This is a genomic window from Sediminibacterium sp. TEGAF015, assembly GCF_025997995.1.
Taxonomy (GTDB): Bacteria; Bacteroidota; Bacteroidia; order Chitinophagales; family Chitinophagaceae; genus Sediminibacterium.
In genome coordinates this window covers 1,854,757-1,873,998 of the sequence record NZ_AP026683.1, presented here as the reverse complement: position 1 = coordinate 1,873,998, position 19,242 = coordinate 1,854,757, and the positions used below count along the sequence as shown (strand labels likewise).

Below are 19,242 nucleotides of genomic sequence, written 5' to 3'. Positions count from 1 at the left end.
AGATAAAATTTGGGCAAATCTTTGCGGTCGGCTGCATTTTAAGGAGCTGATTTATTGGAATAGATTGATTTTCTTTGCTGTAATGGAGCTATGGTATTTAATTGTAGGGTTACTATTGGCCACTTTTTACAGCGGTTTGATCTGGTTGTATCGTTTCTGGTTTAACCGCCTAAAGCCCTTTGAACCAGGAAACTTATCCTTGCAACCTCCTGTTTTCTTCTCTGTGATTGTACCGGCCAGAAACGAATCGGAAGTTATTGAAGCCTGCTTGCAGAGTATTTTGCAGCAGCAGTATCCTTCAGCAAGCTATGAAGTGATAGTCGTAGATGATTTTTCAACAGATGATACTGCAGACAAAGTATTGAACTTGGCAGCTAGCTATCCGCAGATACAATTGCTTTCGTTACAGAATTTTTATAAAGACGGAAGTCAGCTGGCCTATAAGAAAAAAGCAATTGAATTGGCCATTTCAAAAAGTCAAGGTTCCTGGATTGTTACTACGGATGCAGACTGTATAGTTCCTCCGCTTTGGTTGCATCATTTTAATGCCATGATTGCAAAGGAAAATCCTGTTTTTATTGCTGCTCCGGTTATGTTCACTAATAATGGAAAATTCAGTGGCATTTTTCAATTACTTGATTTTTTAAGTTTACAGGGGATTACAGCTGCTGCTGTATCTGCCGGTTCTCACACAATGTGTAACGGAGCTAATTTGGCCTATAGTAAACAGGCTTTTGAAAAAGTTGGACGTTTCTCTGGAATTGATCATCTGGCAAGCGGCGACGACATGTTGCTGATGTATAAAATGAAAAGGGCATTTGGGCATCGATTGTCTTATTTGTTTTCATCGCAGTCAGTTGTGCTTACTGCTCCAATGCCCAACTGGAAGCAGTTTTTACACCAACGTATTCGTTGGGCAAGTAAAGCCAGTTATTACAAAGACAAAGGGATGTTGCTTGTGTTATGGTTGGTATATCTCTTTAATGCCACGTTGCTTGGCGGGTTGATTGCCAGCTTATTTTATCCCGAACTTTTTTACAACGTGCTATTATTAACAGGCATTAAAACTTTTGCAGAACTGAGTTTTATGTTGCCTGTTGCTCATTTTTTCTGGATGCAAAAATACTTGTTATACTTTCCTCTAATGCAACCCTTCCATATTGTTTATACTGTGGTAGCTGGATGGTTAGGTAAGTTTGGGTCTTACCAATGGAAAAGCAGAAGGGTTCAGTAAAAATTCGGATTGCTGTTTTCCTTTTCTTCTTTTGGAAACCAGGCATACAAAAACAAGGCAACTAAAATAAACGGGGCTAATAGTCTCTGGATCATGGGTTCATCTGTTGGTTCAAATTATAGATACAAAAACCAAGCAAGTGTTTATCGGTTCCCCCGTTTTTTTTCAAAAAAACATCTACAAATCGGTCAATCGGGCTTTTTTATGGCTGAATCGGCGAACGAAGATTGCTCTCTTTTTAATAATTGCTGCAGTGTGAGGATAATGCCTGCACATAGCCAAAATAAACCACCTATTTTATCGGTTTCAATTAAATCACTGGATAGATTGAGTGAGGCAATCATTAACAGAATGATACCAGTTGCCATAGCAATCATCCGGTAATAGCTTTGCTGGAAATCATGAAATAATTTTTGTGCTTGCAGTAGCAAATAAATTAAAAAGCCGCCGAAAATAATTAGTGCAGGAATGCCCTGTTCTACAGCTAAAAGCAAATAATAATTGTGTATTGTGGAATGTTCTGGGTTATTGCTTACCCAGGTTTTGAAAGGTGCAATGGTATAAGGTTGATAAGTAGGATAGAAACTATTTGCTCCAAAACCAGTAATAGGTCTTTCTGCAATCATTCTACAGCCGGCTACCCAGCGATGAAATCTTTCCGCATTGGAAATATCTTTTAATCCTACTGTTGCCGATAAATGGTCGGAGAAGTTTTCATGAAAAATGGTTTCGTCGTGTTCAGGGGCAAATACCAGGAACCGATTCTCCGTTAGCAAAAGGAATAGGCTGATAAAAACGGTAATTATTCCAAGGCAAATAAATGTTCCCAACACATTTTTTCGAATGAGATAATAGCCTAGAATGCCTACCAATAAAGCGAGCCAGGCTCCCCTGGAGTAAGCAAAAAATAAGCCCGATATACCGATGATAAGCGCGATGCCAATCCATTTTTTCCTATAAGAATTATTGCTAAACTGATGCAATAACCAACCAATTGGCAGCAGACAAACCAGCATGGCAGCATAGTTTACATGATTTCTGAAAAATGGAGCCATGGCTTTTTTGATTGCTATAAACTCAAAACCGTAGATGCCGTGTCTAATTTGTGCCTGTATTACCACAAAAAGCAAGGGAATGCAAAGCATGTACGCAAGCTTTTTAAAGTTGGGTTTCTGAGTGTGAATGAAGGCTGTTAAAAAAACAAGCGGCAGGATGTACCATACTTTAGCGAGTATAAATTTTGTAGCCAGCCAGGTATTTTCTGCATAGCATGCGCTGATGGTCATCCAGCTAAAATAAATTACCAACCATTTTGCAATGCCAGAATTAAAAAGTTTACGGTATTGACTGGGTTGATATATAACCGAACCCAGCATAAAGAATGTAAGGCCAATTAGTAGGGGTTCTCCGGGAAGGTCAAGCCCGAGACCGGGAGTAAAATTAAATTCAGTGGAAAGCGGAAGCACAAGTAAAAAACACCAATATAGCTGTTCAGTATTTCTTGTAATCCAAAATGAAATGGAACCTGTAGCTACAACAAAAAAGGGAAGGATTAACCAAAGTGGTTCTTTCCATAAAATGGCCAAACAGCAACATACTATATAAAAGCTGGTTGCAAATACGAGAAGCCATTTTTTAGTGAAGTCGATATTCATCTACAAGGTTCGCGGTTTAGCACTTACCAAAATGAGCACTATACTGAAAAGCATTCCGGATAAAGCCGCTAATGGTAAAATAACGGCCAGATCAGGCCAGCTTTTTTTTGCAGGAGAGCTTGCCTGCTCAACTACAATTATGGCAGCAGGGGGAGCAGATGCAGCTAGATCTGTTTCAATTTTGAGCTCATTAAATGTATTGAGTTGTTTCAGTAAAGCAGTTGATTCCGATTGCAATAAGCGTTCATCTTTATTTGTTTCCTCTAAGTTCTGCAGGTATTGTTTATTTAGTTGCTGAATATTGCTATCTAGTTGAATACTAATTTGGCGGTACATGTTTTTCCAGATCTCCTGCAATGCATTTCCTGTTTGTGAAGCAATGTTGTTGGCGATAGCTGCTGCTGTATCTCTATCTTTATATGTGCACCGAATAATCATTTCGTTGTTTACTGATTTACCTATCCAGATATCTTTTTTGAATTTCTCAAGTGTTTTAAACTGGGAGAGCTTAGTATCTTTTTCATCTATTTGGTAATAGTTGCTAAGCTTGAATGCTAAGGCCACCTGCTTTAAAATGGTATCTGTTCCTGCCATGCTTATTAAACGTTCTACATCATCGCCATTTCCAAAAAATGAATACAGGTGTTGTATAGAAGGATTCATTAATCGGGCTTTGTCTGCCAATACAGTATTCCCAGGAAGCAATTTAGTTGCTGCTGTATATTCTGGTTTTACCAGTAAACTAAAAACGCCAGCTGCTGCAGTGGTAATACAAGTAATAAGCAGTATTGTCTTCCACTTTCTGGCTAAGTGATTGCTTAGTTCAGCAATATTAAAACTTGGATTGTTCATTGTTTATTGATTAATTAGGACTCACAACAACATTTCTGTCCAGACTTTCTTCCAGCGAAATAAAAGTTTCCGTTCTTTCAATCCCTTTTATTTTTTGAAGCTCGTCGTGCAAAACAAATCGTAGTTCCTGAATGTCTTTGCAAACAATTTCAGCAAACATGCTGTAATTACCTGTTGTATAGTTTAAGCGTACAATTTGTTTTATCTTTTTAAGTTCTTTGGCAACAGAATCATATAATGAACTTTTTTCAAGATAAATTCCAATGAAAGCAATTACATCGTAGCCCAGCGATTTGAGGTCTACGGATAATTTTTTACCTTTCACTACTTTAAGTTCTTCCAGTTTTTTGATACGTACATGGATGGTACCCCCGGAAACGAATAGTTTCTTACCTAAATCTGCGTATGAAATTTCCGCATCTTCCATCATTTCCTGAATAATCTGGAAATCGAGTTTGTCAAGATTTAATTTAGTGGACATTTTATCGCTTTTATTTAAATAATATTTAAATATATATCAATTATTTTAGATGATATCTATATTTTAATCAAAATGATTGAAAAAAAGTCAACGAAAGCCTTTTTGTCTTAATTTTGATTTATCAAAGTAACAAATTAGTTCTTTTTACTGTGGGGTGATGAAATTTTTGGCAGACATACCCTCTTGTCTCGGGGGTGAGGATAACAGGATAAACGTAGTGTAGAGCCGTCCTAGTAGCAATATGGGGACGACCAGGGTCGACCACTGAACTTTGCGCTATAGCTAACTGCCTCGTGGAGGTTCGATCCCTCCCCCTACAGCATTCAAAAGCCCCGATTTATTCGGGGCTTTCTTTATTTCTTACAGTTGCAAAGACGATTTTATTGATACAAATAATTTAATTTGTTCATAATTTATCACTTCAATCGTTTTGATTATCGTTTACTCTACTATTTATTTAATGGGTGGTAAATTGTAAAAATTTTCGAGATTTAAACCATTAATTGGTTAAATATATAATATATCTACTGAAATCAGTGTTTTATAAAATTCCTACAGTTTTACCTATTTATAAATTCTTCTTGAATAATTTCTTCAGAAAATCTTTCCATTTCTTCAAATTGAGGACTGGATTGCAATAAAAAGAAATCGACACCTATTTTTTCAAATTCACCAATTCGGTCCAACACTTTTTGAGGTGTGCCAGTTAATCCAGTTCTAAGACCTCTATTGCTTACAGAATAGTCTTCCAAAGAAACCATTTGCTCCAACTGTGTTCCATTTAGCCATTGTTGGTAGTTTTCATAGCCTGCTGATCCGATTTTAATATCTGTTATTCTTTCTAACTCTTTTTTTACTTCTCGCTCTGTTGACCTAATAATACTATATGCAGCTACACCAAATTTCATAGGGGGCAACCCTTTTTTATCTCTTCTTTCTGATAAGTCTTTTATTCTTTTTGAAATTAATATTGGATCGTCACCGTGCATTACATAGCCATCACAGGAAGTAGATATAAGTTCTTTTGCTTTCTCACTCTCACCCCCTGCGTATATGAGCGGTCTTGGATATGATACTGGTTTCGGTTGTAATATATTTTCTTTTATAGTATAATACTTACCAGAATAATTAAAGTTGTCTTTTTGCCATACACCGTTTAATACGGATAACCACTCTTCTGTTCTTGCATATCTATCGTCGTGCTGTTCAAATTGTACGCCATATTTTTCAGCTTCATCTTTCCACCAACTACTCACTACATTCAATGACAGTCTACCGTTACTTATATGGTCAATATTGGCAGCTGTTTTAGCCAATAAAGCAGGATTGTGAAAAGTAGGTCTTACTGCAACCATCAACTCTATACGCTTGGTAACTGCAGCAAGTGCAGCAGCTGTACTCCATGCATCGATACTTGGGGCTTTCATGCCTTTAATATCATTTAAATTCAATTCAGCAATTAATGAAACACTGTATCCCCAATCTTCACTTTTTATTGCTAATTTTTTTATATAATCCCAGTTGGCCTGCATATTTTCATTATCTACGTTCCTAAGCCAACCCCCAAACACGGGTAACCAATATCCAAACTTCATATTTTGTTTTTAAAATGTGTGAGCTACTTGCAAGAATTCTTTTGAGTGAATTTTTTCTTCTATAAAATCCACCAATTTTTCATGTGGGTTAAATCCAATAACATTGACTGCATCTGCAACGAAATTTGATAAAGCATTTACATCATAATATAGGATTTCACCATCACGATCATCAATGATGTATTCAATGCCCCCAACATCAATACCTGCTGATTGTACAATATCTTCAACCGCTTTAATTATTTCTGGGGGTGGTATGTATGCTTCAACTTGTAATCCAGTTTTAGGGGCATCTAAAGCGCAAGCATTTCTGACTAATTCTTTTCCATCCTTAGTCTGACATATATCTGCTGGACAGAGATTGAAGGACTCACCAGATGTATATACTCTAATTGCGTATAAAAACTTACCTCCTAATGTTTCAACTCTTGTAATATATCCACCCCTTGCTGGAATATACTCTTGTACTAAGGCAGTGTGATCAATTCCAAAGTCAATTTGATTTTGCATTATATCTTCAGTTAAACTGGATGCTGAAGAGTATTTAACAATACCCGCCCCACTTCCACCAATATTGGCTTTCACCACAATCGGGAATCGCAATCCTTGGGAAGCTCTAACCAATTGACTACTATGATTTACTACTTTTGTTTTGGGATATTTGTAACCCAGTTTGTTTATCAAAGAAAGTTGGCTGGCTTTGGAAGTTTCATATGAAAATGCTTTAAAACCATTGATTGTTTTTACACCACTATCTTCCAAATATTTAAGATAGGATTGTGTATAGAATATTCCTTGGGTCCCGTTTCTTAAATAAGCCGAGGGGCTCATTCTATTAAAAACAAGACTAAATTTTTTTACACTTTCCGTAAAGTCAAATAAGTGGTTAACTGCATCAATGCGCTCAAAGGGTAACCCCCTTTTTTCCAATTCAGCAAAAAGCGGTTTGAACCAGTCTGGGTGTTCGTAATAAATGGCAATTGGGAGCATGGAACATTTGTTTTTATATTATTCTAGTAAATAAGTAGACTAATTTTGGAGAGCAAATATAATTCAATTACATTTGTCTACCAAAATTTAGTAGACTAATGTATTTTAAAAGTTTAATTGACTTCCTACCTAAGGCTACATACCCATTTCAGACAGATAGTACTCTGTTTAATTGGAAATTTTATGGATTAACCGGCGATACCTCCATCCTTTCTAGTATCTGCTGTTGTTGATTTTTATCTCTATAAGTAAAAGGTATTTACTTATAGTTAGTGTGTTTCCTTATCCCTTATAATAAATGAATGGTAGCAAACAAAAATTCGAACTATGACATATAATCAAAATAAAAGCATTTTAATGTGTGCATTTAACATCTTTTTTTTGGTTTTAGCTAATCTCGTTTTAGCTGAAGCCAAGACTGTACACAGTTATTTATTAATTGAATCAGCTAGTGAAAAGCATTTTTATGAAGAAGGAAAGACTTTAAAACTTACACTAGTACCTTCAACATATTTGATAGGAAACTGGCGAGGGGAATTCAGTATAAAGTCAGGTATTGAGATTCCGTTTAATTTTATTATTCGTGAAGAGGGAGCGATTTTAAAAGCCTTTTTAGTGAATGGGGAGGAGCGCTTTCCAACTGGTGACATTCGTATTGAGCAAGACTCTGTTATAATTCCATTTCCCTTATTTGAAAATGAACTAGCATTTAAACTTGTAGATGGCCAATTAAAAGGTGAATTGCGGCGACAAGATTTAAAAGGGTCAGCAACTCCAGTAATAGCAAAGAAAGGAATGATTCATCGTTTCAATGAAGCCTCTTCTTCACCTGTTACGGATATTAGTGGAACATATGATGTAGTATTTCAAAATAATAGTGGCAAAGAAGAAAAGGCAGTAGGTGTTTTTAAACAAGCAAATGGAATTGTTACAGCTACTTTTTTGCGCATTACAGGGGATTCTCGTTTTTTAGAGGGAATCATAGAAGATAATGTCATTCGATTATCTTCATTTATAGGATCTTCTCCCTCAATGTATATAGGAAAAGTAGATTTAAATGGTATTATCCAAGGAGAAAATATAAGTGCAAGATCAACTACTACTTTTATTGCTAAACGGAATGCAGATGCTACTTTACCTGATGCTTATTCTTTAACTAGATTAAAGGAAGGTAGCGATCGACTTGTTTTTAATTTTAAAGATAGTGAAGGAAAAATTATCGGTTCAAACGACTATAAATTTAAGGATAAGCCTTATATCATTGCGATTGGGGGAACATGGTGCCCTAATTGTATGGATGAAGCTGCTTTTTTGGGAAAATGGTATAAAGAAAATCGAAATAGAGGAATTGAAATAGTTGGAATACAATTCGAGCGGCAAGAGGATAGTGCTTATGTAAAAAAAGTATTCAATCGATTTCGCAAATATTATGGCATAGAGTATTCTTTACTACTTGGTGGACTGGCTGATAAACAAGCTGTTGTTGAGGCATTACCACAACTTGAAAATTTTATATCATTTCCAACAACTGTTTTTGTTGATAAACATGGAAAAGTTAAAAAAATTCATACGGGTTTTTCTGGCCCTGCAACAGGAAAACATTATACCAAGTTTATTAATGATTTTAATGCTGAAGTGGATGAATTATTAAAATGATGATTTTCGACTTTTAATAACATATTTTAGCTATTATATAGATAAGAATAGTATAATTTTTGAGAGCTTTTATAAAAAATTAGTGGAACGATTCCAATAATTGTGATAAAAAGTAAAATATACTGATTAGGTAAAAATGTGTACGTGATTATGCCAAGTAATAATAAGCGAGCATAATCGAGATAAAATACCCAACGCTTCTGTTCAATCATTGCACCCGAATTGATTATACTAATGAGTATAAAAATGCACAAGAAAAATTGCTGCTGTCTTGTGATATATTCAGTTAGTAGTAAGGTGAAAAATAAAACAATCAGTGTTATTGCTGAATTTAAGAGAATTAATCGTTGTAATTCATTTTGTATTGGTTGATTGTTTCTTTTTAACAATTTTAATTCTAAGTGTCTTCGATAAATGGGATTTATATTTTCAGGCTTGCCGAAAAGTATTTTTATTTTATTTTTTAATCCTTTGGCTTCTCTAAATGCTAAAAGTAGTTCAAGCTTAAAATGAAAGTGTTGCCACAAAAAACTATAGCTATTCAATGGCTTTGTTAATCCGTAATTTAGTTCACTTTTTTCCTCAGCAAATGTTCCAAAAATCTTATCCCAAATGATAAGTATATCGCCATAATTTTTATCTAAATACTCTGTATTGCTGCTATGATGAACACGATGATGAGAAGGTGTTACAAAGATATATTCAAACCAGCCCAGTTTCCCAATCATTTGTGTATGTGTAAAAAAGGGATAGACACCATGTAAAATGAGGAAAATAGCTATCATGTCTGGCGGAAAACCTAAGAGAGGTAATATTGACCAAAATAAACCGCGTGCAATTGCTTGAAAGATAGTAATCCTAGTAGAAACTGTATAGTTGAAATCTGTACTTTGATGATGAACAACATGAACACTCCAAAATAGATTTATTCTATGTCCACACCGATGGTACCAATACCAAATAAAATCTGTTACGAAAAAAATAAGTACCCAGCTTAGGAAATTTGGATGTATAGAAAAGAGGGCGTACTTATTATATATCCAAGCAAAGACAAAATAAAATGCGCCAGTAGTTAGTAAATCTGTTATTCTTTCGGCAATGCCTACATTAAGATTGGCAATCGATTCTTCAAACTGATGCAATTTCCAATTTCTTTTAATACTCAAATAGTATTCTATTAAAATAAAACCTGTAAAGAGGGGTACTGCCAATGCGAGGAAATTGAGCTTTGTCATAGTGATTTTACTAAAGTCCCAAATTACTTTAAAATTATTAGTCTACCAAATTGGTAGACTAATAATTAACTGTTAATTTTACATTTTTAAGTAGTCACGTGGCCGAGTGGATAGGCTGAGGTCTGCAAAACCTTTTACGATGGTTCGATTCCATCCGTGACGTCTTTTTTGAGTTTATTTTAATCGCATTCTCCAACCTGCATACAACATCCTTCCATTAATAGGTCCCCATACAAGGGATGCATCAAAATAAGGACTGAATGGATTGGCGGCGGATACAATCACCCCTTGTTGGAAAAAGTTGGTTAGGTTTTCTGCACCTATATAAAAATCCATATGCTTGTTCTTGCCAATGGTCTTGCTTATTTGAGCAGCCATTAAATAAAAGTCGGGAGATTGTGTTTCTCTCTGAAAAGCAACCGGATTGCTCGCGGTAGAAGGAATTCGTTTTTTCCCGTTGTAGGTAATGGTATAATTAAACTTCCAATTGTTCTCGGTAGTATAATCCAAGCTGAGAAAAGCACGGTGTTGCGAAACAAAGGGTCTTTGCAGCAATTGGTTTCCATAAGTGGTTTTTACATCAAAAAACCGATAAGCCATTTTTACTTCTAACTGGCTGATAGGTTCCATGCTGATTTCAGTTTGGAAACTATTTGAGTAGGACTTCCCTTTTAAGTTGTAGAAACGGATTTCATTGGTCGTTTCAAGGTCTGTAATCACCTGATTGGTGAAGTCGTTTCTGTAGAAGTCAATGGCAAGACTTGCTTTTCTGTTGAAGAGCCTGAAAGATTGATCAAAACTGATGCCTCTGTTCCAGGCAATTTCAGGATCTAGACCATAGGCTTTACTTGCAACACCACCAATGATATTTAGTTGTCTGGCACTTACCAGAATACCAGTATTCTCTGCAAAAATATTGGCTGTTCTTTGTCCTCTTCCGGCACTGAAACGGAATATACTTCCTTTCACCGGTTCGTATCGAATATGAAGTCTTGGCGTCGCAAATGCCCCAAACAAACTATTGTAGTCTCCTCTGATACCTGCTACTATACTGAACTTTTCAGTGGGTGTATAAGTGTATTCAAAGAAGGCGCCACTCACTGTTTCTGTTCGCTTATAAAGAGTCAGGTTAAATACCTCGTCATAGCTGTCATGCTGCAAGCTCAATCCTGTTCTGAATTTGTGATTGGTATTACCTATAATACTCTGATATATCAGGTTACTGTAAAGACTATTCTGTTTTGCTGTATATATTGTTTTTCCGAAATAAGAGTCCTGGTCATGACGTATAGCTGCAATTTGTAATCCAATACTCTTGTATACCTTTTGTGGAAATACATAACCAATTTTGGCAAAGCCCTCATAGCGACTGGTATTGATACCCAGGCCATAAATACTATTTGAGTTTTGATGACGTTTCGGATCAAAATTGGTTTGGCCACCTGTTTTATTATCCTTCATTACTTTAAAACCGAATTGAGTCATCCAGCCTTTTGAATCATTGTATTGGAATCTGTTTACAACACTAAACTGATTGCCGGTTGGTAAATCGCGGAAACCATCTTTATTGAAGTCTATGTTGGCATTGTTTAAAAAGTTGTCGTGTAGTAACAAGCCCGCAGACCATTTGCTGTTGAGTTGTGTTTGCAGATTCAGGTTTAAATCTGTTTTGCCAAATTCATTGACATACATATTTGCTAGCAATCTTTCACCAATACCTGGCTTCTTTAGTTCTACATTAATTTGTCCGGCAATGCTTTCAAAGCCATTGGCAACTGATCCAACACCTTTCGTCAATTGAATGGATTCAATCCAGGGACCTGCAATCGAATTTAATCCAAGCGGCGTGGCTAATCCCCTTGGGCCCGGTAAATTTTCTACTGTAAGTTGCGTATAATTGCCGCTTAAACCTAGTAACTGAATTTGTTTGGAACCTGTAACTGCATCGTTATAGGAAACATCTACCGAAGGGTTTGTTTCAAAGCTTTCGCTCAAATTACAACAAGCCGCTTTCAATAATTCTTTGGCTGTCATAATTTCTGAACGAATGGGACTGATAGTGCTGATATAGCTGGATCTTTTAGTATTGGTTACGGTTACATTATGTAATGTCTGGTCATCTGCCAAAATCACTTTTAATGTTGACGGATTTTCTACAGTGAATGTGTCTGCCTTGTATCCGATATAACTAATGATTAACCGATTAGACGCACTGTTTAACGGAATACTGAAATAGCCCAGGCTATCTGAAAGTACCCCTCTCTCTGTATTTAGCCATTTGATGCTGGCTTGAAACAGTGGATTGAACTGTCCTTTTTTATCTGCTTCCAGAACAATGCCTCTCACTTCGTCTGTATTTATATTCTCTGCTTCATGCGCTTTTTTATCTTGGTCGCGATAGTGGCAACATTCTGGTAAAGCATTGTAGACATTGCTTTTTGCTTTTTTATTAAGTAAGTCGTGTCCAGCTTCTACAATTCTGTCTTTAATTTTATTCAGATTGGCAATTGCCGGGAAGTAATGAAGCGTCAGTATTTTTGAATCAATATCCCAGTCTGCTTTTTGTACACCTTTTCCTTTAACTGCTTCTTCAATTCTTTCCTTACACATTTCGCATGCTCCTTCTACTCTGAATTGAACAGTTGAATAAGTTGTATCTGTTGTTGTTTTGTTGTTCTTGTCCTGCGCACTTACGGTAATGCATACTGTCATAAGTGCGATTAATCCCATTAAGTATTTTTTCATCTTCTTCTGTTTAAAAGCACCCGATTGCAGTTAAGTCAACCGGGTGTTGAATAATTAATGCTTACTGTGTGCGGGCTTAGCTTCTTTTAAAGCCATGCCGCATTTGCTGCATTTAGCATCTTTTTTGGTGCTGGTAATATCCGCATGCATAGGGCATACATAGCTTTTTACCGGCGTCAATGACATTTTGCATTTGCTGCATTTGTCCTTTTCTGTTCCTGTAATTTCAGGATGCATTGGACAGGAATGCGTAGCTTTTGTACTGTCCTGTTTAGGAGCAGTGTGCTGTGCATAAGTAGCAAGGCTTAAGAAACCTGCTAATACAAGCATGATTGTTTTTTTCATGTTGGTTTAATTTATGATGATTAAGAAGATGCGATAGAACGCGAAAGTGCCCGGCTAAATAAATTAGGGGTGCGAGAAGGTATAGACTACGGTATTAAATTCTGTAGTTGCAGTAAAATTGATAGAGTGATACGCCAGCATGTATAAGAGGCGGACCGTTAATTGGTTGGTTTGGGCTGATGCCGCTGTTGAAAGCAGAAAGATTAATCTCAGGTGAAAAATAAAGCGGCTCAAAATGCTCAAAGGAGGGTACTGTTGTTTTAGCTGATTGAGCAAAATGCGTATCCTGTTGCTTTACAAATTTTACTTTGGTCTTGCAGCAGTCCTTCATTTTATGCTTCATACCGCAGCTGTTTTCTTCAGCCGGAACAAAACGTATGCTAGTAGACTTTAGTTGGTTGCAACAATAGAATTGTTGTATGCTAACCCCAAAACTGGCGGTTGCATAAATAGTCAGCAATACTATGAGGCCCCATTTTTTCACTCCACAAAGCTACTATAGTTTTTGAAATGGTATTGTGGGGATTTGTTAAAATGCCGCTTATCTTCGCGTTTATGGGTCAGAAAAAACTAATTCGTTTCGAAGCAATCAAATCTTTTCCTAATGTGTTGGAATATCCGCAGGATATGCAGGGTAAATGGGGGACTTTTTTCAACAATCAGCACCCGATTACGCTGGAACTAGCATGTGGTAAGGGAGAATATGCGGTAGGACTTGGCAAAATGTACCCAAATCGTAATTTCATTGGTATCGATATAAAAGGGAACCGCATCTGGCGAGGAGCCAAAACTGCCCTTGATGAGCAGCTGACTAATATTGGATTTATTCGTTCCCATATAGATAAAATAACCGACTACTTTACCCCTGGTGAAGTAGCTGAAATCTGGATCACCTTTCCTGACCCACAACTAAGAGGGTCCCGATTTAAAAAAAGGTTAACGCATCCGAGATTTCTGAGACTGTATCAGTCCATCCTAAAAAGCGGCGGTTTGGTTCACCTTAAAACAGACAGTCCTGATTTGTACCAGTTTACCCTGACTGTTATCAACTTATTCCAGTTTGAATTGTTGTTCTCTTCGGATAACGTGTATGCAATGGAAAATATAGCTCCAGAGCTTACCATAAAAACGCACTACGAAGGGCTTGATATTGCTGGCAGCAATCGTATACATTATTGTTGCTTCAGATTGAATCAGCCTATTCCTGTGGAGAAAGATGAAATTTTAAAACAAATGATCAGTGAGTCAGCAATTGATTGAGGGCAGGGATTTTTATTACGACGATAAGGGATATATGGTTTTTACTGCAGCGTACCATTTGCAAAAGGGATATTGTTGTGGATACGGATGCAGGCATTGTCCCTATGACTATGAATCTGTGCCTGAACCTAAGAAATCTCAATTATTACAAGAGAAACAATCAACGCCCGATAAAGCTTAATCCGTTTTGTTTATGGCAAAATTAAAACAGGTCCTTCCCAGTGGTGCCAGGGATATTTCCTTCTTTGAACAGGTTTATGAAGTGGTAAAATTGATACCAAAAGGCAGAGTTACCAGCTATGGCGCCATTGCCCATTTTCTGGGTACTAAAATGAGCGCAAGAATGGTAGGGTGGGCCATGAATGCTGCACACGCAGATCCATCTATTCCCGCTCATCGTGTGGTAAACAGAAAAGGACTGCTAACTGGTAAAATGCATTTTGCTACCCCTACTGAAATGGAAGAAAAACTAAATAAAGAAAAAGTTAAAGTAAAGGAAGATCAGGTGCTGGATTTCGAAAAAAAGTTCTGGGATCCTTCTGTAGAATTATCTTAAACTATATTTGCGCCCCATGAGCACAAGACCTGAATTACACACGATTCTTTCTCCTAAATTATTAGACATATATGATGTTAGCAATAGCGTTGTAGTAGTAATTGACGTTTTTCGCGCCACTTCAACTATTGCTACTGCATTATTTAATGGTGCTGCAAGAGTTATACCCGTAGACACGGTTGACAAATGCATTCAGATTGGTAAAAATACAGGAGGGATTACAGCCGGAGAAAGGGACGGGAAAGTAATTCCGGGTTTAGAACATGGTAATTCACCTGCGGAATATCCGCGTGAATTTGTGGAAGGTAAAACCCTTGTGCTAACTACCACAAATGGAACAAAGTTGTTGCATATGGCTTTGCAAAATGGCGCTTCCGAAGTAATTACAGGTTCCTTTCCTAATTTGTCCGCAGTGTGTGACCATTTAATTGAAGCTAAGAAAAATGTAATTCTCGGATGTTCCGCTTGGAAAGACAAGTTTAATCTGGAGGACACTTTGTTTGCTGGAGCTGTTATTAGTCGTATCAAATCACATTTTACCATTCATTGTGATAGCAGCTTAATGGCGGAAAATATGTACGAAATGCACAAGGGCAACTTAAAATCTTTCATCAGAAATACGACCCATTGGCACCGTTTGGCACAATACGGTCTTGAAAAAGATCTTGAGTATTGTGTTACGCCTGATCAGGCGAACATTTTGCCTTTTTATAAGAACGGGGACCTGATAATAAAGGAGGGATAAATTAACGTTACATTCCTGCTTATTTTATCTTTTGATGCGGTTTTCCTCTCCCTTTTCTTTACTTTTGCAAATTGGTCTTTTGGGACTGATTCAAAGTAATGGCACTACCGTATTTAGTTAAACATATATATAATTTTGGCACTGACGAAGTAATTCGCCGGGGAAAGAAAATTCATTCATTAGGTCAGGTAGAATTGGTTGAGTATGATGACCTGATGGGGAATATAATATTTCGGGTAAAAGACGATGGTTACAATACTTTTTACAAAGTTCATATAAACCAGTTTAAAGATCCGGCTACCATTTCTTTGCGTTGTAGCTGCCCCTATAATCTTTCTGAAGTTTGCAGGCATAAGGCTGGCGCTTTATTTCATCTGCAGGATTTGCTGGATAAAAATTTATTAGGAGATCGCGAAACAGTTTATGATCAGAAACACACAGTAGTAAAAATCAGATTGCTCGATTTGAAGCTGATTAAAATGCTAAGTGCTACTGAATCATTTGAAAGTGCAGAAGAATATTTAAGAACCAATACTGCTACCATAAAAGAGGCAAAAAATGAAAGAGTTGTTGCTGAGTTGGAAATGAATGGGAAGCAGCATGTAGTGGTACTTCAGAAAAATGAGGAGCGTAATTTTGATACCAGTTGCAACTGTGCTTCTGATACCGCTCATCCGCTCTGCGTGCACAAAGCCATTGTTTTTTTACAATTGTTAAAAAACCATGGTGCTAATTATTTTGATTCAATCAGAAATTGGGATAAAGAAAAAAATAAATTACTGGCCTTGTATGGTTACTCTCTTACCGACGATTTAAAAGGGAAGTTTGAATTTACCTATACTGATGGTAAACCCTTTTTGCGTGTACTGGATAACAGTATTAAAAGAGTAAGTCTTTCGAGTAATCAGGAAGTTAAACCAATTATGCAGGAGCAACTTGATATCCCTGCAGTGATTGAACAAGAGGCTGAGCAGGAAGCTTCCTATAAATTAGGGCTGGTTGTAACCAGTGGAGCAACGCAATATCCCTTCATCCAAATGGAGGTTATACAAGGTGAACCTGATGATCAATTCTCAAAATATCTTGGAAAAACAGAGAAGCTAGACTTGACTAAGTTCATTAATACGGCAGTTTTCTCTGAAGATGACAAAATGCTGATTCAGCAACTTCGCAAACTGATGTCTGCCGAAGTAAACAGGTATCTGAATCGTAATTCTCCTTTCAGTGGAATTTGGGAAAATATTATTCAGCAGCATACAGATGAGTTGCCAGAAGAAACAAGGGCATTAATTAATGAATACCTTCATCCAAAATTCAAGAAGTTATTTGCTGAGTATGCAGCTTCTTCCTTTGTATTCTATCTCCCCTCGGGTAAAAGATTTGTTACAGAGAATCTGGTAAAAGCGCATTTCTCTGATCACTTTATTCAGCCCTCATTCAGTATTAATTTTAAAGACAGTCAGTATGAGGTTTCCTGTACAGTTGAATTGCCATCCAGAACTATTTCACTAAATGAAAACGCAATTGATTCTTCTTTTGTATTTCAACATCAGGATGAATTCTATATCTGGAAAAAGGCGGAGGATATTATACTGGCAGAGAAATTTCTGCCATCAGGTAAGATAATTATCCCGGCAGATGAATGGTCGGAGCAGTTGACTGAATTTGTTCTTCCGCTATCCCGTTCATATGCTGTTCAGTTTGCCAATGTAAAAAAAGAGGAAATAAAAGATGCCCGTCCTGAAATCAAAATTCAGCTAAAAGAAAAAGGGGAATATCTTTTATTCCAACCTATTTTCAATTACAAGGGTTTTGATATTCAGTCTACTGATAAAGAAAAGTTGTTTTTCCCGCAAGCAGACCGCTTACTGGTAATTCATAGAAATATGGTTGCAGAGAGAGAACTGATGAGTAGAATTGAGCAACTGCATTCGGGTTTTGTTAGACCTGTAGATTCCAATGTGCTGGCATTGAAAGGAAAAGATGTCCTGAAGAACAACTGGTTTTTCCTTTTCATGGATGCGGCGAAAGAAATGAATATCCCTGTATATGGTTTTGAGGCACTGCGCAACTTCAGATTTAATACAGCCAAGCCCTCTACTAAAATATTCATCAGCAGCAATACCGATTGGTTTGATGCAAAAGTCGAAATCCAATTCGGGGAACAGAAAGTAACTATAGATGATGTAAAGAAAGCATTGGCTAATAAACAACAGTTTGTTCAGCTAACAGATGGGACACTTGGAATTTTGCCTGAAGAATGGGTTAAAAAATATGCCTTGTTATTCAGAGTTGGTGAAGGTAAGGCAGGTAATATGAAGCTCAGTAAATATCACTTCAGCGTGATAGAAGAGCTTTATCTGCAAAGAGATGAAGAGGAGCTTTCTTTTCAACTTGAAGAAAAATACGAACGGATTAAAGGCAATCATGAAATTAAACCTATTCCTGCACCTGAACATTTGCAATCTATCCTTCGTCCTTATCAGGAGAGTGGTTTTCAGTGGTTAAATTATTTGAGAGAAGTACAATGGGGTGGAATTCTGGCTGATGATATGGGATTGGGTAAAACCATACAGGCACTTTGCTTTTTGCATCACCTGAAAATGGAGAACGGAAGTTTGAAGGCCTTGGTTGTTTGTCCAACAACACTAATGTTTAACTGGCAAAATGAAATCAAGAAATTTACACCTGATATTAGTTTTTATGTGCATCATGGCGGAGGCAGATTAAAAGATGGCATAAGCAACAAAGCCTTTGATGTAATCATTACTACTTACGGCACTTTAAGAAGCGATATTAAACAGTTTGTAGAGGTTTCCTTCGATTATGTTATCCTGGATGAAAGTCAGGCTATTAAAAACCCTTCCAGTAAAGTCACCAAAGCAGCTTCTTTGTTAAAAGCGAAGAGCCGGCTTTGCCTGAGTGGTACACCATTGCAGAATAATACTTTCGATATCTATGCTCAAATGAATTTCCTGAATCCAGGTATGTTGGGAAGCATGGAATTTTTTAAGCAGGAGTTTTCTATACCAATTGATAAGTTTGGAGAGAAAGAGCAAAAAGACCATTTGCGAAAATTATTATATCCATTTATTCTCAGAAGAACCAAAGAACAAGTGGCTAAGGACTTACCTGAAAAACAGGAAATGGTATTGTTCTGCGAAATGGGGGATGAACAACGTAAGATTTACGAAGCCTACCGAAATGATTATCGGGATAAAATTCTGGGTGTTGTAGAAAACCAGGGTATTCAGAAATCGCAGTTGACCATTTTACAGGGCTTGATGAAGCTGAGACAGATTTGTGATAGCCCCGCTATAATAAAAGAAGAAGAACGTTATCCCAATGTTTCTGTAAAACTGGAAGAACTGGGCAGAGAGATTACTGAGAATATCAGTAATCATAAAGCATTAGTGTTCTCTCAGTTTTTAGGCATGCTTTCATTGATTAAAGAGAAAATGAAAGAGTTGGGAGTTGATTATGAATATTTTGATGGGAGTAGCACTGTTGCTGAGCGCGAAAGAGCTATCCAAAGATTTCAAAATGAAGATAGTTGTCGCGTCTTTTTGATATCACTTAAAGCGGGTGGTGTGGGATTAAATTTGACGGCTGCAGATTATGTGTATATCGTGGATCCCTGGTGGAATCCGGCTGTTGAGCAACAAGCTATTGACAGAACACATCGTATTGGTCAAACCAAAAATATTTTTGCTTACCGGATGATTTGTACTGATACAGTAGAAGACAAAATCCTTAAACTTCAAGAGCGCAAGCGGAATCTTGCAAGAGAAGTTATTACAGATGATGAAGGGTTTGTTAAAACTTTAACAAAAGAAGATGTAGAGTACCTATTCAGTTAAGCTTTTCACCGATTTGAGCTCTGAACTTTCCTG

The 19,242-nt window shown here is 36.9% G+C and carries 16 protein-coding genes and 1 tRNA gene; 8 read left to right on the top strand and 9 right to left on the bottom strand.

Annotation, left to right across the window (positions count from 1 at the left end; all coding sequences use genetic code 11):
• The first annotated feature begins 82 nt into the window (after positions 1 to 82).
• Positions 83 to 1,234 carry a glycosyltransferase gene (locus TEGAF0_RS08440; protein WP_264897705.1) on the top strand — a complete coding sequence of 384 codons (1,152 nt, stop codon included), beginning with the start codon at positions 83 to 85 and terminating at the stop codon, positions 1,232 to 1,234.
• A 188-nt stretch (positions 1,235 to 1,422) separates the two neighbouring features.
• On the opposite strand, the gene TEGAF0_RS08435 is transcribed toward TEGAF0_RS08440, so the two are convergent.
• From TEGAF0_RS08435 to TEGAF0_RS08415, 5 genes are all read right to left on the bottom strand, one after another.
• Positions 1,423 to 2,889: an O-antigen ligase family protein gene (locus TEGAF0_RS08435; protein ID WP_264897704.1), complete on the bottom strand. Its 1,467-nt coding sequence runs from the start codon at positions 2,887 to 2,889 to the stop codon at positions 1,423 to 1,425.
• Positions 2,890 to 3,741 carry a Wzz/FepE/Etk N-terminal domain-containing protein gene (locus TEGAF0_RS08430; RefSeq protein WP_264897702.1) on the bottom strand — a complete coding sequence of 284 codons (852 nt, stop codon included), beginning with the start codon at positions 3,739 to 3,741 and terminating at the stop codon, positions 2,890 to 2,892. It abuts the gene before it with no gap.
• Positions 3,742 to 3,751: 10 nt separating this feature from the next.
• Positions 3,752 to 4,222 (bottom strand): Lrp/AsnC ligand binding domain-containing protein, encoded by a 471-nt coding sequence (locus TEGAF0_RS08425; protein WP_264897701.1) that lies wholly within the window; start codon positions 4,220 to 4,222, stop codon positions 3,752 to 3,754.
• A gap of 560 nt (positions 4,223 to 4,782) precedes the next feature.
• Positions 4,783 to 5,817, bottom strand: a complete 1,035-nt coding sequence (locus TEGAF0_RS08420; RefSeq protein WP_264897699.1) for an LLM class flavin-dependent oxidoreductase — start codon at positions 5,815 to 5,817, stop codon at positions 4,783 to 4,785.
• 9 nt (positions 5,818 to 5,826) lie between these two features.
• Positions 5,827 to 6,747: an ATP-grasp domain-containing protein gene (locus TEGAF0_RS08415; RefSeq protein WP_264897697.1), complete on the bottom strand. Its 921-nt coding sequence runs from the start codon at positions 6,745 to 6,747 to the stop codon at positions 5,827 to 5,829.
• 387 nt (positions 6,748 to 7,134) lie between these two features.
• On the opposite strand from TEGAF0_RS08415, the gene TEGAF0_RS08410 reads away from it, so the two are divergent.
• Positions 7,135 to 8,463 carry a TlpA disulfide reductase family protein gene (locus tag TEGAF0_RS08410; protein ID WP_264897695.1) on the top strand — a complete coding sequence of 443 codons (1,329 nt, stop codon included), beginning with the start codon at positions 7,135 to 7,137 and terminating at the stop codon, positions 8,461 to 8,463.
• A gap of 26 nt (positions 8,464 to 8,489) precedes the next feature.
• Here the strand turns inward: TEGAF0_RS08410 and TEGAF0_RS08405 are convergent, their stop codons facing one another.
• Positions 8,490 to 9,674: a sterol desaturase family protein gene (locus TEGAF0_RS08405; protein WP_264897693.1), complete on the bottom strand. Its 1,185-nt coding sequence runs from the start codon at positions 9,672 to 9,674 to the stop codon at positions 8,490 to 8,492.
• Between the two features lie 116 nt (positions 9,675 to 9,790).
• Here TEGAF0_RS08405 and TEGAF0_RS08400 point away from each other — a divergent pair.
• A tRNA-Cys gene (locus tag TEGAF0_RS08400) sits at positions 9,791 to 9,861 on the top strand.
• An 11-nt stretch (positions 9,862 to 9,872) separates the two neighbouring features.
• On the opposite strand, the gene TEGAF0_RS08395 is transcribed toward TEGAF0_RS08400, so the two are convergent.
• The 3 genes from TEGAF0_RS08395 to TEGAF0_RS13615 form a co-directional block, all read right to left on the bottom strand.
• The gene (locus TEGAF0_RS08395; protein WP_264897692.1) at positions 9,873 to 12,443 is read right to left on the bottom strand and encodes a TonB-dependent receptor domain-containing protein; all 2,571 of its coding nucleotides are present in this window, start codon (positions 12,441 to 12,443) and stop codon (positions 9,873 to 9,875) included.
• 54 nt (positions 12,444 to 12,497) lie between these two features.
• Entirely contained in the window at positions 12,498 to 12,788 is a 291-nt protein-coding gene (locus tag TEGAF0_RS08390; RefSeq protein WP_264897690.1) for a heavy metal-binding domain-containing protein, read from the bottom strand.
• A gap of 94 nt (positions 12,789 to 12,882) precedes the next feature.
• Positions 12,883 to 13,272, bottom strand: a complete 390-nt coding sequence (locus TEGAF0_RS13615) for an HYC_CC_PP family protein (protein WP_458574893.1) — start codon at positions 13,270 to 13,272, stop codon at positions 12,883 to 12,885.
• Between the two features lie 71 nt (positions 13,273 to 13,343).
• Here TEGAF0_RS13615 and trmB point away from each other — a divergent pair, with 71 nt between their 5' ends.
• The 5 genes from trmB to TEGAF0_RS08360 all read left to right on the top strand — a co-directional run bounded on the left by trmB (position 13,344) and on the right by TEGAF0_RS08360 (position 19,209).
• Positions 13,344 to 14,048, top strand: coding sequence for a tRNA (guanosine(46)-N7)-methyltransferase TrmB (gene trmB, locus TEGAF0_RS08380; RefSeq protein WP_264897687.1), 705 nt, complete (start codon positions 13,344 to 13,346; stop codon positions 14,046 to 14,048).
• The gene (locus TEGAF0_RS08375; protein ID WP_264897685.1) at positions 14,029 to 14,229 is read left to right on the top strand and encodes a DUF5522 domain-containing protein; all 201 of its coding nucleotides are present in this window, start codon (positions 14,029 to 14,031) and stop codon (positions 14,227 to 14,229) included. Before trmB ends, TEGAF0_RS08375 begins: the two co-directional genes overlap by 20 nt.
• 12 nt (positions 14,230 to 14,241) lie before the next feature.
• Positions 14,242 to 14,604: an MGMT family protein gene (locus TEGAF0_RS08370; RefSeq protein ID WP_264897683.1), complete on the top strand. Its 363-nt coding sequence runs from the start codon at positions 14,242 to 14,244 to the stop codon at positions 14,602 to 14,604.
• A 16-nt stretch (positions 14,605 to 14,620) separates the two neighbouring features.
• Positions 14,621 to 15,349 (top strand): 2-phosphosulfolactate phosphatase, encoded by a 729-nt coding sequence (locus TEGAF0_RS08365; protein WP_264897681.1) that lies wholly within the window; start codon positions 14,621 to 14,623, stop codon positions 15,347 to 15,349.
• Between the two features lie 98 nt (positions 15,350 to 15,447).
• A complete protein-coding gene (locus tag TEGAF0_RS08360; protein ID WP_264897679.1) occupies positions 15,448 to 19,209 on the top strand; it encodes a DEAD/DEAH box helicase in 3,762 nt (1,253 codons plus the stop codon).
• The last annotated feature ends 33 nt before the right edge of the window (positions 19,210 to 19,242 follow it).

What these genes read in the sequence shown, in the direction of transcription:
- TEGAF0_RS08440 (WP_264897705.1), top strand. Translation starts at nt 83, where the DNA reads ATGGAGCTATGGTATTTAATTGTAGGGTTACTATTGGCCACTTTTTAC.
- TEGAF0_RS08435 (WP_264897704.1), bottom strand. Translation starts at nt 2,889, where the DNA reads ATGAATATCGACTTCACTAAAAAATGGCTTCTCGTATTTGCAACCAGC.
- TEGAF0_RS08430 (WP_264897702.1), bottom strand. Translation starts at nt 3,741, where the DNA reads ATGAACAATCCAAGTTTTAATATTGCTGAACTAAGCAATCACTTAGCC.
- TEGAF0_RS08425 (WP_264897701.1), bottom strand. Translation starts at nt 4,222, where the DNA reads ATGTCCACTAAATTAAATCTTGACAAACTCGATTTCCAGATTATTCAG.
- TEGAF0_RS08420 (WP_264897699.1), bottom strand. Translation starts at nt 5,817, where the DNA reads ATGAAGTTTGGATATTGGTTACCCGTGTTTGGGGGTTGGCTTAGGAAC.
- TEGAF0_RS08410 (WP_264897695.1), top strand. Translation starts at nt 7,135, where the DNA reads ATGACATATAATCAAAATAAAAGCATTTTAATGTGTGCATTTAACATC.
- TEGAF0_RS08395 (WP_264897692.1), bottom strand. Translation starts at nt 12,443, where the DNA reads ATGAAAAAATACTTAATGGGATTAATCGCACTTATGACAGTATGCATT.
- TEGAF0_RS08390 (WP_264897690.1), bottom strand. Translation starts at nt 12,788, where the DNA reads ATGAAAAAAACAATCATGCTTGTATTAGCAGGTTTCTTAAGCCTTGCT.
- trmB (WP_264897687.1), top strand. Translation starts at nt 13,344, where the DNA reads ATGGGTCAGAAAAAACTAATTCGTTTCGAAGCAATCAAATCTTTTCCT.
- TEGAF0_RS08370 (WP_264897683.1), top strand. Translation starts at nt 14,242, where the DNA reads ATGGCAAAATTAAAACAGGTCCTTCCCAGTGGTGCCAGGGATATTTCC.
- TEGAF0_RS08365 (WP_264897681.1), top strand. Translation starts at nt 14,621, where the DNA reads ATGAGCACAAGACCTGAATTACACACGATTCTTTCTCCTAAATTATTA.
- TEGAF0_RS08360 (WP_264897679.1), top strand. Translation starts at nt 15,448, where the DNA reads ATGGCACTACCGTATTTAGTTAAACATATATATAATTTTGGCACTGAC.